At 69.2% G+C, this 871-nt stretch carries 1 protein-coding gene and 1 pseudogene; both read right to left on the bottom strand.

Annotation, left to right across the window (positions count from 1 at the left end; all coding sequences use genetic code 11):
* The coding region (locus AC1DWF_RS33145) for a dienelactone hydrolase family protein (protein ID WP_476842745.1) at positions 1–572 on the bottom strand (572 nt) is incomplete at its 3' end.
* A 10-nt stretch (positions 573–582) separates the two neighbouring features.
* Positions 583–871, bottom strand: a pseudogene (locus tag AC1DWF_RS33140) (carboxypeptidase-like regulatory domain-containing protein); the annotation flags it as partial.

Here is an 871-nt window from a genome sequence, read left to right as displayed (position 1 = left end):
CCCCAGCAGAAGCCGGTGACACCCAGCTTGCCCGTGCTCAGCGCATGGACCTTCAGGTAGCGCGCGCTGTTGAGCATGTCGGTGCGCAGCTTGGACTGGTCGAGCCCCGCCTGCAGGGTACGGCCATCGTCGTCGTTGCCGGGGTAGCCGCCGACCGGCGCCAGGCCATCCGGCGCCAGTGCCAGGAACCCCTCGACCGCCGCGCGACGCGCGACATCCTCGATATACGGGTTGAGGCCACGGTTCTCGTGAATCACGAGGACGACCGGGAAGGGGCCTGGCCCGCTGGGCTGCACGAGATAGCCGCGCATCGTGCCGGAGCTCCCGCCGGGGGAAGGGTAGCTGACGTAGCGCCCCCTGATCCTTTCGTCCGTGAAGGAGATCGTCTGCGCCTGCGCGTAGCGCGGCAGCAGCGCCTGCGCCATGGCGAGCCCGCCGGTGAGCGCCGCCGCCGCCTGCAGGAAGCTGCGGCGGTCCATTCGTCCGTGGCAGTACTCGTCGTAGAGCTCGAAGACACGCTGGTCGATCTGGTCCTGGGTCAGCATGGCCGTCTCCTGCATTCCGTTCGACATGGGCTACTCCTTAGCGCGCCAGCGGATCGGGGCGCATCTGCACGCGGAACACCCTCGGCCGCTCGCCCCGCCCACCCTCGCTGTGGAACGGCGTGCGCGTGCCGGTCGTGGTCCAGACGCCGCGGCCGCGCCAGCCGGTATTCGGATCGTCGATCCGCCCGTCCACGTTCTTGGTGAAGAAGCCGGCCGGATAGGGCACGCGGAGCTGGTGCAGCTGGCCGTCGACCAGCACGGTCAGGGATTCGCTGCCATTGGTCGAGGCGATCGGCACGTCATGGCCGAGGCCGAGCGTGTTGAAG

The organism is Aminobacter sp. P4_D5, from assembly GCF_056401815.1.
The sequence above is the reverse complement of the archived record's forward strand: the minus strand, read 5'-3'. Positions and strand labels throughout refer to the sequence as shown.